Annotated in this window: 21 protein-coding genes; 4 read left to right on the top strand and 17 right to left on the bottom strand. The window is 67.2% G+C overall.

Annotated elements, in window-relative coordinates; genetic code table 11:
• Positions 1-28: 28 nt before the first annotated feature.
• Together ACT535_RS03495 and ACT535_RS03500 are read right to left on the bottom strand one after the other, a co-directional pair.
• Positions 29-253 (bottom strand): hemin uptake protein HemP, encoded by a 225-nt coding sequence (locus tag ACT535_RS03495; protein ID WP_476322139.1) that lies wholly within the window; start codon positions 251-253, stop codon positions 29-31.
• Between the two features lie 235 nt (positions 254-488).
• On the bottom strand, positions 489-725 hold the full coding sequence (locus ACT535_RS03500; RefSeq protein WP_168457987.1) for an Lrp/AsnC ligand binding domain-containing protein: 237 nt from the start codon (positions 723-725) through the stop codon (positions 489-491).
• A 124-nt stretch (positions 726-849) separates the two neighbouring features.
• Between ACT535_RS03500 and thiD the strand changes: the two genes are divergently transcribed.
• On the top strand, positions 850-1,662 hold the full coding sequence (thiD, locus tag ACT535_RS03505) for a bifunctional hydroxymethylpyrimidine kinase/phosphomethylpyrimidine kinase (protein ID WP_476363377.1): 813 nt from the start codon (positions 850-852) through the stop codon (positions 1,660-1,662).
• Between the two features lie 107 nt (positions 1,663-1,769).
• Positions 1,770-2,384, top strand: a complete 615-nt coding sequence (locus ACT535_RS03510; protein WP_168457989.1) for an XRE family transcriptional regulator — start codon at positions 1,770-1,772, stop codon at positions 2,382-2,384.
• 34 nt (positions 2,385-2,418) lie between these two features.
• Here ACT535_RS03510 and ACT535_RS03515 read toward each other — a convergent pair whose 3' ends face one another.
• From ACT535_RS03515 to ACT535_RS03530, 4 genes are all read right to left on the bottom strand, one after another.
• Positions 2,419-3,576, bottom strand: coding sequence for a hypothetical protein (locus tag ACT535_RS03515; RefSeq protein WP_168457990.1), 1,158 nt, complete (start codon positions 3,574-3,576; stop codon positions 2,419-2,421).
• 105 nt (positions 3,577-3,681) lie between these two features.
• On the bottom strand, positions 3,682-4,116 hold the full coding sequence (locus tag ACT535_RS03520; RefSeq protein ID WP_476363378.1) for a DUF1489 family protein: 435 nt from the start codon (positions 4,114-4,116) through the stop codon (positions 3,682-3,684).
• A gap of 10 nt (positions 4,117-4,126) precedes the next feature.
• On the bottom strand, positions 4,127-5,143 hold the full coding sequence (locus tag ACT535_RS03525; RefSeq protein WP_476363379.1) for a hypothetical protein: 1,017 nt from the start codon (positions 5,141-5,143) through the stop codon (positions 4,127-4,129).
• Between the two features lie 189 nt (positions 5,144-5,332).
• Entirely contained in the window at positions 5,333-5,470 is a 138-nt protein-coding gene (locus tag ACT535_RS03530; protein ID WP_168457993.1) for a hypothetical protein, read from the bottom strand.
• Between the two features lie 222 nt (positions 5,471-5,692).
• On the opposite strand from ACT535_RS03530, the gene ACT535_RS03535 reads away from it, so the two are divergent.
• Positions 5,693-5,995 (top strand): DUF3253 domain-containing protein, encoded by a 303-nt coding sequence (locus tag ACT535_RS03535; RefSeq protein ID WP_168457994.1) that lies wholly within the window; start codon positions 5,693-5,695, stop codon positions 5,993-5,995.
• A gap of 16 nt (positions 5,996-6,011) precedes the next feature.
• Here the strand turns inward: ACT535_RS03535 and ACT535_RS03540 are convergent, their stop codons facing one another.
• From ACT535_RS03540 to ACT535_RS03590, 11 genes are all read right to left on the bottom strand, one after another.
• Positions 6,012-6,809 carry a YdcF family protein gene (locus tag ACT535_RS03540; RefSeq protein WP_476363380.1) on the bottom strand — a complete coding sequence of 266 codons (798 nt, stop codon included), beginning with the start codon at positions 6,807-6,809 and terminating at the stop codon, positions 6,012-6,014.
• Between the two features lie 30 nt (positions 6,810-6,839).
• Positions 6,840-7,577 (bottom strand): ABC transporter ATP-binding protein, encoded by a 738-nt coding sequence (locus tag ACT535_RS03545; protein ID WP_168458281.1) that lies wholly within the window; start codon positions 7,575-7,577, stop codon positions 6,840-6,842.
• Between the two features lie 5 nt (positions 7,578-7,582).
• On the bottom strand, positions 7,583-8,881 hold the full coding sequence (locus ACT535_RS03550) for a lipoprotein-releasing ABC transporter permease subunit (RefSeq protein WP_168457996.1): 1,299 nt from the start codon (positions 8,879-8,881) through the stop codon (positions 7,583-7,585).
• The gene (proS, locus tag ACT535_RS03555) at positions 8,878-10,200 is read right to left on the bottom strand and encodes a proline--tRNA ligase (RefSeq protein WP_476363381.1); all 1,323 of its coding nucleotides are present in this window, start codon (positions 10,198-10,200) and stop codon (positions 8,878-8,880) included. The genes ACT535_RS03550 and proS overlap by 4 nt, the downstream gene beginning before the upstream one ends.
• Before the next feature lie 454 nt (positions 10,201-10,654).
• Positions 10,655-11,098, bottom strand: a complete 444-nt coding sequence (locus ACT535_RS03560) for a VOC family protein (protein ID WP_476363382.1) — start codon at positions 11,096-11,098, stop codon at positions 10,655-10,657.
• A 9-nt stretch (positions 11,099-11,107) separates the two neighbouring features.
• Positions 11,108-11,482, bottom strand: a complete 375-nt coding sequence (locus ACT535_RS03565) for an SUF system Fe-S cluster assembly protein (protein ID WP_168457999.1) — start codon at positions 11,480-11,482, stop codon at positions 11,108-11,110.
• Positions 11,479-12,726, bottom strand: a complete 1,248-nt coding sequence (locus ACT535_RS03570; RefSeq protein WP_476363383.1) for a cysteine desulfurase — start codon at positions 12,724-12,726, stop codon at positions 11,479-11,481. The genes ACT535_RS03565 and ACT535_RS03570 overlap by 4 nt, the downstream gene beginning before the upstream one ends.
• Positions 12,727-12,857: 131 nt before the next feature.
• Positions 12,858-14,186: a Fe-S cluster assembly protein SufD gene (gene sufD / locus ACT535_RS03575; protein ID WP_476363384.1), complete on the bottom strand. Its 1,329-nt coding sequence runs from the start codon at positions 14,184-14,186 to the stop codon at positions 12,858-12,860.
• Positions 14,187-14,197: 11 nt separating this feature from the next.
• Positions 14,198-14,947 carry a Fe-S cluster assembly ATPase SufC gene (sufC, locus tag ACT535_RS03580; RefSeq protein ID WP_476363385.1) on the bottom strand — a complete coding sequence of 250 codons (750 nt, stop codon included), beginning with the start codon at positions 14,945-14,947 and terminating at the stop codon, positions 14,198-14,200.
• A gap of 204 nt (positions 14,948-15,151) precedes the next feature.
• On the bottom strand, positions 15,152-16,624 hold the full coding sequence (sufB, locus tag ACT535_RS03585) for a Fe-S cluster assembly protein SufB (protein ID WP_476363386.1): 1,473 nt from the start codon (positions 16,622-16,624) through the stop codon (positions 15,152-15,154).
• A 116-nt stretch (positions 16,625-16,740) separates the two neighbouring features.
• Complete coding sequence (locus tag ACT535_RS03590) at positions 16,741-17,988, bottom strand: cysteine desulfurase family protein (protein WP_476363387.1); 1,248 nt, start codon at positions 17,986-17,988, stop codon at positions 16,741-16,743.
• Between the two features lie 306 nt (positions 17,989-18,294).
• On the opposite strand from ACT535_RS03590, the gene ACT535_RS03595 reads away from it, so the two are divergent.
• The gene (locus tag ACT535_RS03595) at positions 18,295-18,957 is read left to right on the top strand and encodes an alpha/beta hydrolase (protein ID WP_168458004.1); all 663 of its coding nucleotides are present in this window, start codon (positions 18,295-18,297) and stop codon (positions 18,955-18,957) included.
• The last annotated feature ends 26 nt before the right edge of the window (positions 18,958-18,983 follow it).

The raw sequence follows: 18,983 nt of genomic DNA on the forward strand, positions 1-18,983 counted from the left end.
GCGGCAGGTACGCGAAGACCGCTGCGGACTATTTGGTCAGGATCAGCTTGTTCTGAGCGGTGAGGCGCAACTGATACGTGTACTCGCCATGGGCAATCGTGACGAGCCGGCCGGCCGCGAACAGGTCGCGGCTGTCGAGCTGCGCGTCCACCATCGGGATGGCCCGGCAGGTCTCCTGCGCCGCCCGGAAGGTCCATTCCCCCTCCCGCTCGGTGTCATTCAGATGAGAGCCCCCGTGTTCGTACCTGTTCATTTTGAATCGCTCCAGATCAGGGCGCGGGCCGCGACCGATGCTGCGGGTCGAGGCTCACTTTAGAAGCATTCAATACTAGAATACCATCGCCTTGTCCTTGAGTAATACATGCGGCCCGCGCGATCAATCCCCCGCCGGCTATCCCGGCAACTTTGCGCGCGCACGGGCGCCCGCACCTTCCTGTGCGTTCGCTCCAGCTGGATCGATAATGGGTGGCAGGCCCGCGGGAGGGGCGTCAGAACGCCTTGAACGTGATGAGGGTGCGGGTGTCCTGGATACCCGGAATGGTCTGCACCTTCTGGTTCACGAAATGGCCGATGTCGGTGCCGGGCTCCACATAGAACTTCACCAGAAGGTCGAACTCGCCGGCCGTGGAGTAGATCTCGGAGGCAATCTCCGCATTGGCGAGGGCATCGGCCACCTCGTAGGACTTCCCGAGCTGGCACTTGATCTGGACGAAGAAGGGAACCACGGCGTGCTCCGCTGGCGGCGGGATCGGAAGGCCCTCACGGGCCGCGCCAAGGTGGACAAATCCGCCGGGACTCGCAAGGGTGGCGGCACGATCGTCCCTGCCCTACCGGAGCCTCACGTCGTCCATGAGCCGGCCCATTCCCATCGCCCTCACCATTGCCGGCTCGGATTCCAGCGGCGGCGCCGGCATCCAGGCGGACCTGAAAGCCTTTTCCGCGCTGGGGGTTTACGGCGCCAGCGTCATCACCGCGCTCACGGCACAGAACACGACGGGCGTCAGCGCCATCCACGACGTGCCGGACGATTTCATCGCCGCGCAGATGGATGCGGTGTTTTCGGACCTCGCGGTGAAGGCGGTGAAGATCGGCATGCTGTCGCGCCCGGGCGCCATCCGCACCGTGGCGGAGGGGCTCAAGCGCCACAAGGCGCGGCCGGTGGTGCTTGATCCGGTCATGGTGGCGGCATCCGGGGCGCGGCTCCTGAGCGACGATTCGCTCAATGACCTGCGCGCCATCCTCATTCCCGCCGCCGACCTCATCACCCCCAACCTGCCGGAAGCCGGCGCGCTGCTCGGCACCGAGGCGGCGAAGACGGAAGAGGAGATGCAGCGCCAGGGCGCGGCGCTGCTGGCGCTGGGCGCGCGGGCCGTGCTCATGAAGGGCGGGCACGGCGAGGGACCGGAGAGCATCGACCTCCTCGTCACGCCGGACGGAACGCAGCGCTTCACCGCCCCGCGCCACGCCACGCGCAACACCCACGGCACCGGCTGCACGCTGTCATCCGCCATCGCCGCCGGGCTCGCGTCCGGGCTCGGCCTTTCGGATGCGGTGGAGAACGCCAAGGCCTACATCACCGGCGCCATTGCGGCCGCCGACCGCCTGGACGTGGGCGCCGGCCATGGCCCGGTGCACCACTTTTTCAAGCTCTGGCGTGACTAGGCGACGGAAAATCGCCCCTTCGCCGTCCCCTCCACCTTCCATCCCGCGCGTCCGGACGATAACGTCCGCCGAAGCGAACGCTCGTTCGGTTGAAAGGATATTGGGGCATGGCCGTCAGGGACCGCGGGGGCAGTTCTCTTGAAACCGGCGCCCAGGTGATTACCGGGCAGCTGGGCAAGACCATCCAGCGCCTGCGCAAGGCTTACAACCTGTCCCTGTCGGACCTCGCCGAACAATCCGGCGTGGCGAAGTCCATCATCAGCCAGATCGAGCGCAACGAGACCAATCCGACACTCGCGACCGTGTGGCGCCTGTCGCAGGCGCTGGACATGTCGGTGGAGCGGGTGCTCGCCTCCTCTGACGATGCGCCCTTCGTGGAGAAGCTCTCCCGCGCCGACACGCCGATTCTGCTCTCCGAGGACGGGCTGGTGCGCCTGTCCATCATTGGCTGGATCAAGACGGTGGAGTGGCTCCAGTATTACGACCTCGAGGCCGCGCCCGGCGGCGAACTCGATTCGGACGGGCACCAGCGCGGGTCGGTGGAATGCCTCACCGTCACCGCCGGCACGCTGGAGGTGGACGTGGCCGGCCAGGTGGAGACAGTGAAGGAAGGCGAGACCGTGCGTTATCGCTGCGATCGCCGCCATGTCATCCGCAACCGCTCCGGCGCGCCCGCCCGCGCCTTCATGGTGTGCCTGCTCAAGGCCGCCGTGCTGGAGTGAATGGGAGGGCAGGCCCTCCCCCTCTCTCGCAAGCTCACTCGTCGGTGAGCGGCCCGAGGATCAGCATCTCCAGCTTCACCCAGTTGGCGAGCTGCGCGTAGGTCAGCTTCTCCGCCTTCAGGTCCCAGGTGACTTCCGAGCGGGTGGGGCCGACGCACTTGTCGCGGCCGTTGTCGCCCTTCACCCTTTTGCAGGCGTCCTCGCTGTCGTTGTAATAGACGCGGCCGTAGAGGCCGGGCTTCGACTGGTCGGCGGCCGAGAAGAAGGCGTCGGACTGCGCCTGCGCCGCGCTGGCGTCGAAGAAGGATTGGTCGGTGTTCACCGCCTGCTCGTTCCAGCGCAGGTTGTATTCGTAATAGCCGGTATAGGGCTTCTTCTTGCCGGCCTTGTCGGTGAAGTTGCCGTTCTCCTCCACGAAGCGGATCGAGCCGGACACGCGATCGCTGATGGAACGATCGGCGACCGTGTAGGCGAAGGTCACGCCGTTGGCGTCGGTCAGCCAGTTGCCGAGTTCGTAGTCGTAGTCGAGGTTGCCGGAGACCCGCGCCTCGGGGAGGAAGGAGAAGGGACCGGCTGCGAGCTGGGTGCGCTCGAAGCGTAGCGGATCGGGGTTCTTCACCTGGATCGACACCACCTTGCCGTCGACCATGCGGGAATAGATCTTGTCCGCCTCCTTCTGCGCCCGGCGGAACTGCTCGGCCACCTCCCACCAGCGCGTCACGTTGCGGCCCTGGATGGAGCCGCCGAAGGGCGATGAGGTCTGGTTGCCCTTCACGACATCGATGCGCAGGCGGCCGGCATCCGGAATGTAGCGGCCGTTGGCGTCGATCTGCAGGTCACCGCGCAGGATCGCCACCTCCCGCGCCACCTGGGAGGGGTTGGCCGGGTTGATGACGTCGAACTTCACCGAATAGACGAGGCTCTTGCCCGGCGTGCGCTGCACGGAGCCCTTCAGGATCATGATGTCCGCCACCGACAGGTCGGTGATCTCATAAAGATCGGTCCCGCTGGAGGAGCGCAGGGAGCGGGAATTGTAGTCCACCGTCATGGCGCCGGTGAGCTTGGCCTTGTCGGCGGGGATCTCCTTGAGCGCCTGGCTCTGCTGCGCCAGCGCGCCGCCGGATGCCAACAGGCTCGCGGCGCACAGGCCGGCAGCACAGGCAGATAGGGCCGGCGCGAAGCGAATGGTCATGACGATCTCCCTCGATGGCGCCCGGCGCGGGGGCACCGGGAGCTTCGGCGCGGACCATGGCGAAGGCTTCCTGAACGGAAGATGACCAAAGGTCACCCGCGCCGTTCAGAGAAGGCCGAGGTCGCGCAGTTCGCGGCTGAGGGCTTCGGGAAGGTCGGCGGCGCCGGCGCTGGTCCCGAGATCGCGGGGCGCCTCCCGGTCGGCGAGGTAGCGCCAGCCCTGAAACGGGCGCGAGGGGCGCGGTTCCACGCGGACGACGGCGGGATCGAGCACGAGGCCGCAGCGGCGCACGCCGTCCGGATCGACGACCGTGCGCAGATCGATGAGGCGCTGGCGCGCCGCCACCTCGCCCTTGATGACCCAATAGAGCGAACCGCCGTCGATCAGCTCGTCCTTGCGGCTCGGCACCATGCGCGTGACGTGGATCTGCTCGAACGGAACGCCGGCCCGCCGCGCGGTGTCGGCGCGGTCGGCGATCCAGGCTTCGAGATCGGCGATGGACGTGGCGCCGACGCACAGCTTGATGAGATGAAGCGCCATCGCGCCCGCGCTATTGGCCGTTGGGGGCGGCGGGCGCGCCCTCGGCCGCGGGTTCCGCCTCGGCCGGCGCAGCAGGCTGGGGACGGGGACGCGGCGCCGCGGGGCGGGGCGCGGGATTCGCCGGGGGCGTCGCTTGCGCGGCCGGGGTTCGCACCGGGGGACGGGCGGGCGGCAGCGGCGCGGAAGGCGGCGGAGCGATGACCTCAGGTTCCTCGGCCGAGGGCACGGCGGACGGCGCACCAGCGGAAGGTCCGGTCGCCGCAGGCGCGCCGGGCTGGGCCGCGTGGTTCGGATCAGACTGCAGCAGCATGCCGAACGGGCCCGTGCGCGGCGGCGGACCGCCGGTCATGCCCCGGTTGCGCGCGTTGCGCTCCCACACCGGCGAATATTTGGTGATGAGGCTGGCGTACCGCCCCTCGTTCATGTTGGCGATGATGCGGGTCGGATCGCCGAAGATCGCCGCCTGCGGGCAATAGCTTGCCGTGCAGCCGGTGAAGTCCACCAGCGCGGAGGCGACGAGGCCGTAGGGATCCTGCTCCAGCGGGCGGCGCCAGGCGATGATCCGCTCGGTCAGGTAGTCGGCCTTGCGCCGACGCACGAACTCGAACGCATCTTCAACGAGAGCCATGCGCGCGCGCACCATCGAGCGGGCGGACGCCACCGTGTCAGGCCGCTCGAACAGCACCGCCTCGCACACCTGGATGAGGGAGGGATCAGCGCCGAGGCAGCCCAGCGCCGACTGGGCGGCGGCGGAATCGAGGGCCGAGGCCCGGGCTTCCAGCGCCCGCGCCTCCGAAATGGCGGCGGCCTGGATGATCTGCTTGAGCATGGCGCTGCCCACCGACAGGCCCCCGAGCAGGATGCCGATGAGCACGAGCAGGGTCAGCGGATTCTCATTGGGCTCCGAGCGTACGAACAGCACGAAGACGAACACGGCGCCGATGACCATGGCGGCCAGCACGACCCAGCCGGGAACATCGAAATTGCTGTTCAGAATGCTGAGGGTTCGGTCAATCCATTCTGCCATGGCGCCCTCCGCGACGCTGCCCGCAGGCCGGGGCGAACGCCATTGGCCTGATTCCGGTTCCCGCTCCGGACATGCCTTTACGGCCGCCGGTCGGGGCGCGGATAATTGTCCGGTCCGCAGCGCAAGGCAACGCGGCGGACCGGCGCGCGACCCTCATGGTAAAAGAAAACCCGCAGCCGGCCGCTGCGTTCAGTGCGGCCGCAGCACGGAGGCGTCGAAGCCTCCATAGAGGTAGATCACCGCGACGGCGACCAGAAAGACGGCAAGCGCGGTGCGCGCGACGCCCCAGCAGGAGCGGCGATGGGCATAACCTTGGCTGAGATCCATGATGGATAGCGGCTCTTTCGACGAATCCCCCGCGGCACGAAGAACGTCCCGCATCGCAACATTGATTAAGAATTTATGAACGCTTCGGCAAGGCCCGCGCCATGCCTTCTGCGAACGGCTCGCATGCAGAACCGGAGACTGCCGCTATCCACAGGCGGACTCGCGGAGGAGCCCGTCCTTTGCGCATGCGAAAATCCGCGAGGATGGGATAGGACTTTACACATGAACGCCGCCCCCACCTCCGATTCGTCCGCCGGCTCCTCCCCTCTGCCCGACGAGGAGGCCGCGGCGGCGCTGCTCCTGCGCCTCGCGGGGGAAGCCGGGCCGGGCAAGAGCATCGGTCCCATGGATGCGGCGGTGGCGCTCATGCCGAAGGACGAATGGCAGCGGGCGCTGCCGGTGGTGCGGCGCGTGGCCGTTCGCCTGGCGCTGGAAGGCCGGCTGATGATCTATCGCAAGGGCAAGCCGGTGGACCCGTCCGATTTCCGGGGCGTCTACCGCATCGGTCTGCCGAGGAACGACTAGGGCAGGCAATGAACGCTCAGGGCGCCGGAAACAGCGCGCTGGTCTTGCCCGACAGATAATAGGCGACGAGGCCGACCCATTCCTTGAGGGACACATCCGCCACGTCGAGCCCGGAAGCGGTGCGCGAGAAGGTCTCGTTCAGCTGGTCCGGACCGATGGTGCGGAAATCGACCGGATAGGGGATCACGTCGAATCCCACCTTGCGGAAGCAGCCGACCGCGCGCGGCATGTGGAACGCGCTCGTCACCAGCAGCCAGCGCTCGCCCGGCCTGGGCTTCAGCAGTTCCTTCGAGAAAAGCGCATTCTCGGCGGTGTTGCGGGAACGGCTTTCAAACTCCACCCGCTCTGGGGCAATTCCGAGTTCCGGCAAGGCGATCATCGTCATGCGGGCTTCGGTGAGGGTTTCCGAGTTGCCCTTGCCGTTGCCGCCGGAGAAGACGAGCCGGGCATCGGGGTATTTCCGCGCCAGCGCCCCGAAGGCGATGGCCCGCTCGCCGGCATTGGCATAAGCCGGCACGCCCCGCGCAATGCCCACGTCGGCCACCTCAGCCCCGCCGAGGATGATGACGCCCGTGATCGGCGCATCGCCCCGGTAGATGGGAAAGCGCTCTTCCAGCGGGCTCAGGAGATAATTGGACAGCGGCGAGAAGCCGATCACCCCCCAGCCGACGATGGAGACGGCCAGGAGTCCCATCCCCCATCGCCGCACGCCGGCCAGCGCCAGCAGCAGGCCGAGCCCCCCCAGCAGCATCAGCAGGTTGGACGGCGCGACGAGGAACCAGAACATCTTGGAGGCGGCGAAGAAGGAATCCATGCCACGCTTTCGGGGTGCCGGCGGCGCCGGTCAGGCCAGTTCGACCACCTTGCCTTCGCGCAGGGTGACGCGCCGGTCCATGCGGGCGGCGAGGTCGAGGTTGTGGGTGGCGATCAGCGCCGCGACGCCGGTCGCCCGCACCAGCTCCGACATGGCACCGAACACGTGGTCCGAGGTCTTGGGGTCGAGATTGCCGGTGGGCTCGTCGGCCAGCAGGAGGCGGGGTGCATTGGCGAGGGCGCGGGCTATGGCCACACGCTGCTGCTCGCCGCCCGACAGCTCCGAAGGGCGATGAGTAAGGCGCGCGCCGAGGCCCAGATAGGACAAAAGCTCCTTGGCCCGCGCTTCCGCTTCCTTCTTGCCGAGGCCGCGGATCATCTGCGGCATGGCCACGTTCTCCAGCGCCGTGAACTCGGGCAGGAGATGATGGAACTGGTAGACGAAGCCGATGGAGAGGCGGCGGATGCGGGTGCGCTCGGCATCCGGCAGGCGGGCGGTTGGCGCACCGTCGATGAACACCTCGCCGGCGTCCGAATGCTCCAGCAGCCCAGCGATATGCAGCAGCGTGGACTTGCCGGAGCCGGACGGCGCGACGAGCGCCACCGACTGGCCGTGGGTGATGCCGAGGTCGGCGCCGCGCAGGATCTCCAGCGCCCCCTGCCCCTGCGCATAGCGCCGCACCACGCCGGACAGGGCGAGCGCGAACTGGGGACGGGCGCCGGAGCCGGAGGCGCGGCCCGGGGAGCGGCCTTCGGGCGGGGTGGGCATATCCATCACTCGTACCTCAGGGCTTCCACCGGATCGAGCCGGGCGGCCCGCCAGGACGGATAGAGCGTGGCCAGGAACGAGAGCGCCATGGCCATCAGCACCACGGACGAGGTTTCGCCGAAGTTCATCTGCGCCGGCAGGCGGGAGAGGTAGTAAAGCTCCGGCGAGAACAGCTCGGTGGAGGTCAGCCAGGAGATGAACTGGCGGATGCTCTCGATGTTGATGCACACGACCACGCCCAGCAGCAGCCCGGACAGGGTGCCCACCACGCCGATGGAGGCGCCGGTGATGAAGAAGATGCGCATGATGGAGCCCTGCGTGGCACCCATTGTGCGCAGAATGGCGATGTCGTGCCCCTTGTCCTTCACCAGCATGATGAGGCCGGACACGATGTTGAGCGCCGCCACCAGCACGATCAGCGTGAGGATGAGGAACATCACGTTCCGCTCCACCTGCAGCGCGCCGAAGAAGGTGGCGTTCCGCACCCGCCAGTCCACCAGATAAACCGGCCGCTCCGCCGCGCTCTGGATCGCGGCGCGCAGTTCGCCCACGTCGTCCGGATTGTCGAGATAGACCTCGATGGCGTTCACGTCGCCATTGCGGTTGAAATAGGCCTGCGCCTCCGGCAGCGGCATGAAGACGAAGGCGCTGTCATATTCCGACATGCCCACCTCGAACACCGCGGCGATCTTGTAGACCTTGATGCGCGGCGAGGTGCCCATGGGCGTCACCGCGCCGCGCGGGGCGACGAGGGTGATGTTGTCGCCGGCGCGCAGCGACAGCTGGTCGGCGAGGCGCTTGCCGATGGCGATGCCCTGCCCCTGGTCGAAATTCTCCAGCGTGCCCTGGCGGATGTTGTGGGCGACGGACGGCAGGCCGCGCAGGTCCTTCTCCGCCATGCCGCGCACCAGCACGCCCGAGGCGCCGAAGGGCGAGGAGGCGAGCGCCTGCCCCTCCACCAGCGGCACCGCGAGGCGGATGCCGTTGAGCGCGGCGATGCGCGCCGCTACCGACTTGTAGTCGGTGAGCGGGCTTTCCAGCGGCTGCACCAGCACATGGCCGTTGAGGCCGAGGATCTTGCCCAGCAGTTCCTGCCGGAAGCCGTTCATCACCGCCATGACGATGATGAGCGTCGCCACCCCCAGCATGATGCCGAGGAAGGAGAAGCCGGCGATGACCGAGATGAAGCCCTCCTTGCGGCGGGCCCTGAGGTAACGCAACGACAGCATCCACTCGAACGGCGCGAAGGGGCGCGTACCGGTGGTGTCCCCGCCTGCCCTCGCCGCCGCATGGGTTGCCGTCATGCCTTCAGCCTCTCCACAATGTCGCTCGCGGCGATCAGCTCGCGGGAGCCGTCCACCCGGCGCTTCAGTTCCACCTTGCCCTCGGCGAGGCTCTTCGGCCCCACCAGAATCTGCCACGGCAGGCCGATGAGATCGGCGGTGGCGAACTTGGCGCCGGCGCGCTCCTCGGTGTCGTCGTACAGCACGTCGTAACCGGCAGCGGTCAATTCCGCGTAAAGGGCGCCGCAGGCGGCATCCGTCGCACTGTCCCCGACCTTGAGGTTCAGGATGCCCACCTGGAAGGGCGCCACGGCGTCCGGCCAGATGATGCCGTTGTCATCGTGAGACGCCTCGATCATGGCCGCCACGAGGCGCGAGGGGCCGATGCCGTAGGAGCCCATGTGGATGGTGTGCTCCTTGCCATCCGGGCCGAGCACCTTGGCGCCGAAGGGTTCGGAATATTTCGTGCCGAAATAGAAGATGTGGCCCACCTCGATGCCGCGCGCGGCGAGGCGCCGCGCCTCGGGGATGGCCTCGAAGGCGGCGGTGTCGTGCTTCTCAGAGGTCGCGGCATAAAGCTGTGTCCAGCGGTCGAACAAGCCCTGCAGGCCGGCGGGGTCGTCGAAGTTCACATCGGCGGGGGGCGGCGCCATGTCGAGATAATCGCCATGGCAGAACACCTCGCTCTCGCCGGTGGAGGCGAGGATGATGAACTCGTGGGAGAGGTTGCCGCCGATCGGTCCCGTGTCCGCCACCATCGGAATCGCTTTCAGGCCCATGCGGGCGAAGGTGCGCAGATAAGCGACGAACATCTTGTTGTAGGAATGGCGGGCGCCGGCCGCGTCGAGATCGAAGGAATAGGCATCCTTCATCAGGAACTCGCGCGAGCGGTAGACGCCGAAGCGCGGGCGCACCTCGTCCCGGAACTTCCACTGGATATGGTAGAGGTTGAGGGGCAGCGCCTTGTACGACTTCACATAGGCGCGGACGATCTCTGTGATCATCTCCTCGTTGGTCGGGCCGAACAGCATCTCGCGGTCGTGCCGGTCCCGGATGCGCAGCATTTCCTTGCCGTAGTCGTCATATCGGCCGCTCTCGCGCCAGAGGTCCGCCGACTGGATGGTCGGCATGAGCATCTCGATGGCGCCGGCGCGATTCTGCTCCTCGCGGATGATGTTGCAGACCTTGTTCAGCACGCGGTGGCCGAACGGCAGCCAGGCGTAGATGCCGGCCGATTCCTGCCGGATCATGCCGGCGCGGAGCATCAGCCGGTGCGAGACGATCTCCGCCTCCTTGGGCACCTCGCGCAGAATGGGAAGGAAATAGCGGGACAGTCGCATCGGGTGGCTCGGACTCTCGTGCGGAGGGAAATCAGGCTGGCGGGAGTGAAAGCGGAAGGGCGGCCAAAACACAAGGGCGGCGGCGCGAATGCGGTGCCATGCAACCATATTGCGGCGCAGCGAACGACTTATTGCGGCGCAAGGATGACAAACGACAGATTCTTGTTCTATTTTCCCCTCGCACAAGAAAGGGGACCGTCACCAGCCGGCCAGACGGCGGTGAATGCGGTCCAGGTCTCGGGAGGAGAGGTAAGAAAAAGCCGACCGACGGCCGCCTTTAATGGCGCATACGGAATCGGCATCACGGATTGGCCGCGCGGCCCTCAAAAAGCGGACTTAGATCTGCAGGCAGCGCTGGACCCGTGGATTAAAAAAGGCGAGGCCCGCTCGGGGCCTCGCCTTTTTCTTTGGGTCCTACCCCGCCGGTGCTCGGCGATGACAGCGAATCCGCCCCCTAATAATTCGCCCAGAGCCCAGGGCTCGCGATCTCGGCGAGATTCCCATCGGGATCGCGGAAATAAAGGCTCGTCGAACCCTTCGGCCAGTTCACCTCGCCCTCGATGGCGACGCCATGGGCCGTGAGGTGGGCGCGCCAGCGTTCCATGTCGGCGGCTTCGGCGGAAAAGGCGAAGTGGAGCCGGCCGGCACCGTCGTGGGGCGGGATTGCGCCGCCGAAGGGCAGTTCGATGGCTTGATCGGCAGAGCCGCGCACGAACAGCAGCAGCACGGTGCCGCCCACCGGATAGGCCGCGAAGCGGGCATCCGAGAGCATGGGGACAAGCCCCAGCACGCCTTCGTAGAAGGCGCGCGCCCGGTCGAGGTCGTCCACATAAAGGCCGGTTTCCAGCACCCGGCCGAGGGGCGGCGCAGTGGGCGCTGTCCCCTCCCCGTCAGCCACGCTCCCCCCTCACCAGAGGTTGAGGGTGGCGCGGGCTTCCTCGGACATGCGGCCCTGATCCCAGGGCGGATCGAAGGTGATGTCCACCTTCACGTCCGAGATGCCGGGCACGGCCGCAACCGCGCTCTCCACCATGCCAGGCAGCTCGGCCGCGGCCGGGCAGTTGGGCGTGGTGAGCGTCATCTCGACAGCAACGGTGCGGGCATCCGAGATATCGACCTTGTAGATCAGGCCAAGCTCGTAGATGTCCACGGGGATTTCGGGATCGTAGACCGTCTTGAGGGCGACCACGATGTCGTCGGTGAGCCGCGCAAGCTCCGCCTCCGGGATCGGAGACTGGATCTGCGGCTGGTTCGGCGCCTCGATCGACTTGGTATCGGTCATGCGAACAAATCCTGCGCCTTGACGAGGGCGTCGAAGAGACGGTCCACGTCGGCGCGCGTGTTGTAAAGGGCAAACGATGCGCGGCACGTTGCTGTGGCACCATATCGTGCCAAAAGCGGCTGTGCGCAATGGGTGCCGGCCCGTACCGCGACACCGTAGCGGTCGATGATGGTGGCCACGTCGTGTGGATGGGCGCCCTTCATCTCGAACGAAATGATCGCGCCCTTGTCCGCCGCGGTGCCGATGATCCGCAGGGAATTCAACGCCCGCAGGCGTTCGTGGGCATAGGCCGAGAGGTCGTGCTCGTGCGCGGCAATCCGCTCGCGGCCGATGGATTGGACATATTCCATTGCAGCGCCAAGGCCGATGGCCTGCACGATTGGAGGTGTTCCAGCCTCAAAACGGTGCGGGGGTACGCCATAAGTGACGGTCTCTTCCGTCACCTCGCGGATCATCTCGCCGCCGCCCTCGTAGGGCGGCATGGCCTCCAGCAGTTCCTTCTTGCCGTAGAGCAAACCGATGCCGGTGGGGGCATAGAGCTTGTGGCCGGTGACGGCGTAGAAATCGACATCGAGGTCGCGCACGTCCACCGGCATGTGGACGATGGCCTGGCAGCCATCCACCACCACCTTGGCGCCCACCGCATGGGCCGCCGCCGCGATCTCCTTGATCGGGGTCACCGTGCCCAGCACGTTGGACATGTGCGTGATGGCGACGATCTTGGTACGCGGGCCGAGCAGCGCCTTGAAGGCGTTGAGGTCGAAGGAGCCGTCCTCCCGCACAGGCGCCCACTTGATGACGGCGCCCTTGCGCTCGCGCAGGAAGTGCCACGGCACGATGTTGGAATGATGCTCCATGATGGAGAGCACGATCTCGTCGCCCGCCTCGATGGACTGGCCGAGGGAAGAGGCCACCGTGTTGATGGCGCCGGTGCCCGAGCGGGTGAAGATGATCTCGTCGATGCTCTCGGCATTCAGGAAGGCGCGCGCCGTCTCGCGGGCGTGCTCGAACGCCTCGGTGGCAGCGTTGGCGAGATAGTGCAGCCCGCGATGGACGTTGGAATATTCCCGCTCATAGGCGGTCACCATGCGGTCGATCACCTGCCGCGGCTTCTGGGCGGAGGCGGCATTGTCGAGATAGGTGAGCGGATGGCCGTTCACCTCCAGAGACAGGGCCGGAAAGTCCGCGCGCACACGCTCCACGTCAAAGGAGCCATTGGCGACGGCGGGGTGGGGCTTGGTCATGGCAATGTCCTCAAGGAACGCTTCAACGCATTGTTGCCGTCGCCCTCCGGCTCGACCGGAGGGCCCATCCCTCCGCTGGCCCTGGTGGCGACATGGATCCTCCGGTCAAGCCGGAGGATGACGGGTGCGCCCTACCCCAGCCCCTTCTCCAGCCACCCGCCGATCCGCTCGATCAGCAGGTCGCGCATGTCCGCGTCCTCCACATATTCCACCGCCTCGCCGAGGAAGGCCTGGATAAGGAGCATCTCGGCTTCCTTTTCCGGCAGTCCGCGCGAGCGCAGATAGAAGAGCATTGAGCGGTCGAGCGCGCCGGCGGTGGCGCCGTGGCCGCACTGGACATCGTCGGCGAAGATTTCCAGCTCCGGCTTGTTGTCCATCTCGGCGCGGTCGGAGAGGAGGAGCGCCTGGCTCATCATCCGCCCGTCGGTCTTCTGGGCGGCGCGGCGCACCACGATCTTGCCCTGGAAAACCCCGTGGGCGTCGTCCGCGAGCACGGTCTTGAACAGCTCACGGCTTTCGCCCTGCGCCACGGCATGGTCGATGACCAGGGTCGTGTCCGAATGCTGGCGGCCACGGGCGAGGGTCGCCCCACGGATGCCGGCATGGGCGCCTGTGCCCTCGAAGCGGCCATAGACATTGTAGCGCGCCAGAGCCGCGCCCTGGGCGAGGGTGAAGAGGTTCAGCTGCGCCTCGCGGCCCAACTCCAGCATGAGGGTGCCGAAGTGGAAGGCCGCGTCGCCCTCCTCCTGGAGCCGCACGAGGTTCACGATTGCGCCGTCGCCCACCACCAGCTCCACCGCATGGTTGGACTGGTAGGCGACGCCATCACGCCCGGCAAAGCTCTCCACCAGTGTCACCTCGGCGCCCGCACCCACCACCACGACGGTGCGGGTGAAGCCGGCGACGGCCTCGGCGCCCGGGAAGGCGTGGGCGATGTGCACCGGCCGCGCGGCCTTTACCCCGGCATCGACGCGGAGCGCGACGCCCTCGCCGAGGAAGCCCGTGTTGAGGGCCAGCGGCCCGTCATAGCGGCTCGGCGAGAGGGCATTGATGCGGTCAGCGAGCGGGTCGCCGGCGGCGATGGCGCTCTCCAGCGGCAGCGCGGTGACGCCCTCGGACAGCGCCGAGAAGTCCGAGCCGGCGCGGGAGAGCACGCCGTTCACGAACAGGATGCGGGCGGCATTCGGCACCGCCGGCACCAGCGCGGCGGCCTCGGCCTCCTCCACCGCACCCGACGCAGGGGCGCGGTTCGGGACGTCGCGGATGGCGGCGCGCAGGTCGGTGTACTTCCACTCTTCCACGCGGCGGCTGGGCAGGCCGTGGGTGAGGAAGGCGTCGCGGGCGGCGCGGCGGATCTCGGGGATGCGCCCCTGCCCCGCCTCGGCGGTGATCGACGCCTCAAGCGCGGCGGCGATCGCTTCTTCCGCCGCCGTTCGGGCGGGACGGACGTTGATGGTCATGGTGCCGTCCCTCACGCCGCGTCCTGCGCGTAGGCCGCGTAGCCCGACTCTTCCAGCTCCAGCGCCAGCTCCGGCCCGCCGGAGCGGACGATGCGGCCCTTGTGCATCACATGCACCACGTCCGGCACGATGTGGTCGAGCAGGCGCTGATAGTGGGTGATGACCAGCATGGAGCGCTTGGGGCTGCGCAGCGCGTTGACGCCCTGAGCCACCACCTTGAGCGCATCGATATCGAGGCCGGAATCGGTCTCGTCGAGGATGCAGAGCTTCGGCTCCAGCAGGGCCATCTGCAGGATTTCGTTGCGCTTCTTCTCGCCACCCGAGAAGCCCACGTTGACGCCGCGCCGGAGCATGTCCTGCGAGATGCCGAGGTCCGGCGCCTTGGCGCGCACCAGCTTCAGGAAGTCGGGGGTGGAGATTTCCTCCTCGCCGCGCGCCTTGCGCTGGGCGTTCATGGCCGCCCGCAGGAAGGTCATGTTGGCGACGCCGGGGATCTCGATGGGATACTGGAAGGCGAGGAAGACACCCGCCGCCGCGCGCTCGCTGGCGTCGAGGGCGAGCAGGTCCGCGCCGTCGAAGCTCACCGCGCCGTCCGTCACCTCATAATCCGGCTTGCCGGAGAGGACATAGGAGAGCGTGGACTTGCCGGAGCCGTTCGGCCCCATGATGGCATGCACCTCGCCATCCGGGATGGTGAGGTCGAGGCCCTTGAGAATCTCGTTCTCGCCGATGCGGGCGTGGAGATTGCGGATTTCGAGCATGTTTCTGTCCGTTCATGCGCCGCGGCCGGGCCGGGCGAAAAGTGCGTTGCGCGAAGTGGCGCGCGGTTCCGGGACCTCGTCATGCCCGGGCTTGTCCCGGGCATCCACGTCGCGCCGCTGGCGCCCAACTGGGCAACCTTGGTGCGGTCCGCCGACGTGGATGGCCGGGACAAGCCCGGCCATGACGCGCAGTTCAGGGGCGCCTTACCCCACGCTCCCCTCGAGGCTCACGGCGATCAGCTTCTGCGCCTCCACGGCGAACTCCATGGGCAGTTGCTGGAGCACATCGCGGACGAAGCCGTTGACGATGAGCGCCACCGCCTCCTCCTGCGAAAGGCCGCGCTGGAGGCAGTAGAAGAGCTGGTCCTCGGAGATCTTGGAGGTGGTCGCCTCGTGCTCGAACTGGGCCGAGGCGTTCTTGGCCTCCATGTAGGGCACGGTATGCGCCCCGCAGAGATCGCCGATGAGGAGCGAGTCGCAGTTGGTGAAGTTTCGCGCGCCGGTGGCCTTGCGGTGGGCGGACACGAGCCCCCGGTAGGTGTTGTCAGAGTGCCCGGCGGCGATGCCCTTCGAGATGATCCGGCTCGACGTGTTCTTGCCGAGGTGGATCATCTTCGTCCCCGAATCCACCTGCTGGTGGCCGTTGGAGATGGCGATGGAATAGAACTCGCCCTGCGAGTTGTCGCCACGCAGGATGCAGCTCGGGTACTTCCAGGTGATGGCCGAGCCGGTCTCCACCTGCGTCCAGGAGATCTTGGAATTATCGCCCCGGCAGTCGCCGCGCTTGGTGACGAAATTGTAGATGCCGCCCTTGCCGTCCTTGTCGCCGGGATACCAGTTCTGGACGGTCGAATACTTGATCTCCGCATCCTTCATCGCCACCAGTTCGACGACCGCCGCATGCAGCTGGTTCTCGTCGCGCTGGGGCGCAGTGCAGCCTTCGAGGTAGCTCACATAGGCGCCTTCATCGGCGATGATGAGGGTGCGCTCGAACTGGCCGGTGTTGCGCTCGTTGATGCGGAAATAGGTGGAAAGCTCCATGGGGCAGCGCACCCCGTTCGGCACATAGACGAACGAGCCGTCCGAGAAGACCGCCGAATTCAGCGTGGCGTAGAAATTGTCCGACACCGGCACGACCGAGCCGAGATACTTCTTCACCAGCTCGGGATGCTCGCGGATGGCTTCCGAGATGGGCATGAAGATGACGCCCGCCTTGGCCAGCTCCTCCTTGAAGGTGGTGGCGACCGACACGCTGTCGAAAACCGCGTCGACCGCCACCTTCGAGCCGCCCTCGCGCTGGATGCCGAGCAGCGCATCGCGCTCGCGCAGCGGGATGCCGAGCTTCTCGTAGGTCTTGAGGATTTCGGGGTCGATCTCGTCGATGGACTTCGGCGCCGCCTTGGGGGCCGAGTAATAATAATAGTCCTGGAAATCGATCTTCGGGTAGCTCACCCGCGCCCAGGAGGGCTCTTCCATGGTGAGCCAGCGCCGGTAGGCGTCGAGCCGCCATTCCAGCATCCACTCGGGCTCGTTCTTCCGGGCAGAAATATAACGGATCGTGTCCTCGGACAGGCCCTTCGGGGCCTTCTCGCTCTCGATGTCCGTGACGAAACCGTACTTGTACTGATCCACGTCGATCGCGCGGACGCGTTCGACGGTTTCCTGAACCGCAGGCATCTCTCTTCTCCTCTCCCACGCGGGGTCAAGGCCCGCGGGTCAAGTCCGTGTGCCGCGCATGATGCGCGGCGTAATTCCCCAAACCGCGCAAAGCGCGGCTTAATCCGCTACATCCGCTACGCCGCGCGCGAAGCGCGGCTTCTCAGCTGCGGCACGGCCTTTTTCAAGGCTTCGACCGCGGCATCCACATCCTCGATGGTGCTCGACCAGCCGAGCGACAGGCGAATGGCGCCCGCCGCTTCGTCCTCGGGCAATCCCATGGCGAGCAGCACCTGCGAGGCGCCGACCTTGCCGGACGAACACGCCGAGCCGGCGCTGATGCTTACGTGGGCAAGGTCCAGCGCGATCACCAGCGTCTCGGCGCGAAGTCCGGCAAAAGTGACCATAAGAGTGTTTGGCAGGCGATCAGCGCCCGCGCCCACCACGCTTGTACCGGGAACGCCTTCCAGCACCGCCCGTTCCAGCCGGTCACGCAGGCCGGCGAGCCGCGCCGCCTCGGCGGGAAGCACCGCCTTCACGGCGGTTGCGGCCGCGCCGAAGCCGACCATGGCCGGCCCGTTCTCCGTTCCCGCGCGCCGGTTGCGCTCCTGCCCGCCGCCGGACAGAAGCGGGGCGGTGCGATGGTCCGGCCCCGCCGCAATCAGCGCGCCGACACCAGGCGGACCGCCGATCTTGTGCGCGGAGACGGCGAGAAAATCGGCGCCCAGCGCCGCCATGTCGAGCGGGATGCGGCCGGCCGCCTGCACCGCGTCGCAGAAGACGATGCCATCGGCCTCGTGCACCAGCCGGGCCGCTTCAGCGACAGGTTGGATCACGCCGGTCTCGTTGTTCGCCGCCATCACTGCCAGCAGGGCACGGCGCCCAACGGCGCGATGGCGGGCGAGGGCCTCGGCCAACGCGTCGAGATCGAGCCGCCCCTCGCCATCCACCGGCAGGATTTCGACGGCACCGGACGGAAAGCGATGGCCCTTGAGCACGGCCGGGTGTTCCACGGCGCTCGCCAACAGCACGTCGCAAGGCTTGGCCCGGCCGGTGATCTCGACGGCGGGATGGAGCGCCAGCGCCGCCGCCTCGGTGGCGCCGGAGGTGAAGACCACGCCCCGGACAGGGGCACTCGCCAGCGCCGCGACAGCCGCGCGGGCGGCCTCGATGCGGGCGCGCGCGGCGCGGCCCTCGGCATGGACGGAAGAGGCATTGCCACCGGCATCCAGCGCCGCAACCAGCGCAGCGCGGGCCTCAGGCCGAAGGGGGCTCGTGGCGTTGTGATCGAGATAGGCGCGGCGCGGCACGGACGGGCGGGAGGCGTTCGCCTCACCCATGCCCGCGCTGGTACCGAACTGCCGCGACCTGTCGCCCGCGCTCATCACCGCCTCCCGGTCCCGCGTGCCAAACGCACCCGCGACCCGTGCCAGGCTTGCAATTGCCGGCGATCTCCGTCATAGGTCAAACTTCACCCGTTCTCACTACGCAGCGCCCATCGGTTCGCGCAGCCGCCGGGAACAAATTAGAATTATTCTAAATAGATAGGTCTCGCGCGTCCGTTAGTCAAGCATTACCGTTCCGGCGTCAAGTCGAGAGGGATCGTGCTGACGGGTTCCCGCGCCGGACCCGTCGTCCATCAGGACGAAAGAGCGCCGCGCGTCATTGCTACCCAGAGGTTGCAGACTTCCATGCCAGAAGTGATCTTCCCCGGCGAAAAGGGGCGCCTCGAAGGCCGCTACCAGCCCGCCAAGACCCGCAACGCGCCCATCGCCATTATCCTTCATCCCCACCCGCAGTTCGGCGGGACGATGAACAATCCGGTCGTGTACAATCTGTACTACCAGTTCGTGAACCGCGGCTTCTCCGTGCTGCGCTTCAACTTCCGGGGCGTCGGCCGCTCGCAGGGCTCGTTCGACCACGGACAGGGCGAGCTTTCGGATGCCGCCGCCGCGCTCGACTGGGCGCAGTCGGTGAACCCGGACGCCCGCGCCTGCTGGATCGCCGGCTTCTCCTTCGGCGCCTGGATCGGCATGCAGCTTCTGATGCGCCGTCCCGAGGTGGAGGGCTTCATCTCCATCGCCGCGCCCGCGAACCTCTACGACTTCTCCTTCCTCGCGCCCTGCCCCTCCTCCGGCCTGTTCGTCCATGGCGACAAGGACGCGGTCGTGCCCACCTCGGCGGTGCAGACGCTGGTGGAAAAGCTGAAGACCCAGAAGGGCATCGTCATCGAGCAGCAGGTGGTGCCCGGCGCCAACCACTTCTTCGACGGCAAGACCGAGGAACTGATGGGCGTGGTCGGCACCTATCTCGACAAGCGCCTTCCCGGCACCCGCAAGGACAGCGCCGCCTGAGGGCAGCCATCCCCGCTTCAACGGCG

The sequence above is a fragment of the Xanthobacter sp. DMC12 genome (assembly GCF_056314105.1).

Bases quoted from the DNA above. Each gene is read 5' to 3' on its own strand.
- ACT535_RS03495 (WP_476322139.1), bottom strand. From the start codon at position 253: ATGAACAGGTACGAACACGGGGGCTCTCATCTGAATGACACCGAGCGG.
- thiD (WP_476363377.1), top strand. From the start codon at position 850: ATGAGCCGGCCCATTCCCATCGCCCTCACCATTGCCGGCTCGGATTCC.
- ACT535_RS03510 (WP_168457989.1), top strand. From the start codon at position 1,770: ATGGCCGTCAGGGACCGCGGGGGCAGTTCTCTTGAAACCGGCGCCCAG.
- ACT535_RS03515 (WP_168457990.1), bottom strand. From the start codon at position 3,576: ATGACCATTCGCTTCGCGCCGGCCCTATCTGCCTGTGCTGCCGGCCTG.
- ACT535_RS03520 (WP_476363378.1), bottom strand. From the start codon at position 4,116: ATGGCGCTTCATCTCATCAAGCTGTGCGTCGGCGCCACGTCCATCGCC.
- ACT535_RS03525 (WP_476363379.1), bottom strand. From the start codon at position 5,143: ATGGCAGAATGGATTGACCGAACCCTCAGCATTCTGAACAGCAATTTC.
- ACT535_RS03530 (WP_168457993.1), bottom strand. From the start codon at position 5,470: ATGGATCTCAGCCAAGGTTATGCCCATCGCCGCTCCTGCTGGGGCGTC.
- ACT535_RS03535 (WP_168457994.1), top strand. From the start codon at position 5,693: ATGAACGCCGCCCCCACCTCCGATTCGTCCGCCGGCTCCTCCCCTCTG.
- ACT535_RS03540 (WP_476363380.1), bottom strand. From the start codon at position 6,809: ATGGATTCCTTCTTCGCCGCCTCCAAGATGTTCTGGTTCCTCGTCGCG.
- ACT535_RS03545 (WP_168458281.1), bottom strand. From the start codon at position 7,577: ATGCCCACCCCGCCCGAAGGCCGCTCCCCGGGCCGCGCCTCCGGCTCC.
- ACT535_RS03550 (WP_168457996.1), bottom strand. From the start codon at position 8,881: ATGACGGCAACCCATGCGGCGGCGAGGGCAGGCGGGGACACCACCGGT.
- proS (WP_476363381.1), bottom strand. From the start codon at position 10,200: ATGCGACTGTCCCGCTATTTCCTTCCCATTCTGCGCGAGGTGCCCAAG.
- ACT535_RS03565 (WP_168457999.1), bottom strand. From the start codon at position 11,482: ATGACCGATACCAAGTCGATCGAGGCGCCGAACCAGCCGCAGATCCAG.
- ACT535_RS03570 (WP_476363383.1), bottom strand. From the start codon at position 12,726: ATGACCAAGCCCCACCCCGCCGTCGCCAATGGCTCCTTTGACGTGGAG.
- sufD (WP_476363384.1), bottom strand. From the start codon at position 14,186: ATGACCATCAACGTCCGTCCCGCCCGAACGGCGGCGGAAGAAGCGATC.
- sufC (WP_476363385.1), bottom strand. From the start codon at position 14,947: ATGCTCGAAATCCGCAATCTCCACGCCCGCATCGGCGAGAACGAGATT.
- sufB (WP_476363386.1), bottom strand. From the start codon at position 16,624: ATGCCTGCGGTTCAGGAAACCGTCGAACGCGTCCGCGCGATCGACGTG.
- ACT535_RS03590 (WP_476363387.1), bottom strand. From the start codon at position 17,988: ATGAGCGCGGGCGACAGGTCGCGGCAGTTCGGTACCAGCGCGGGCATG.
- ACT535_RS03595 (WP_168458004.1), top strand. From the start codon at position 18,295: ATGCCAGAAGTGATCTTCCCCGGCGAAAAGGGGCGCCTCGAAGGCCGC.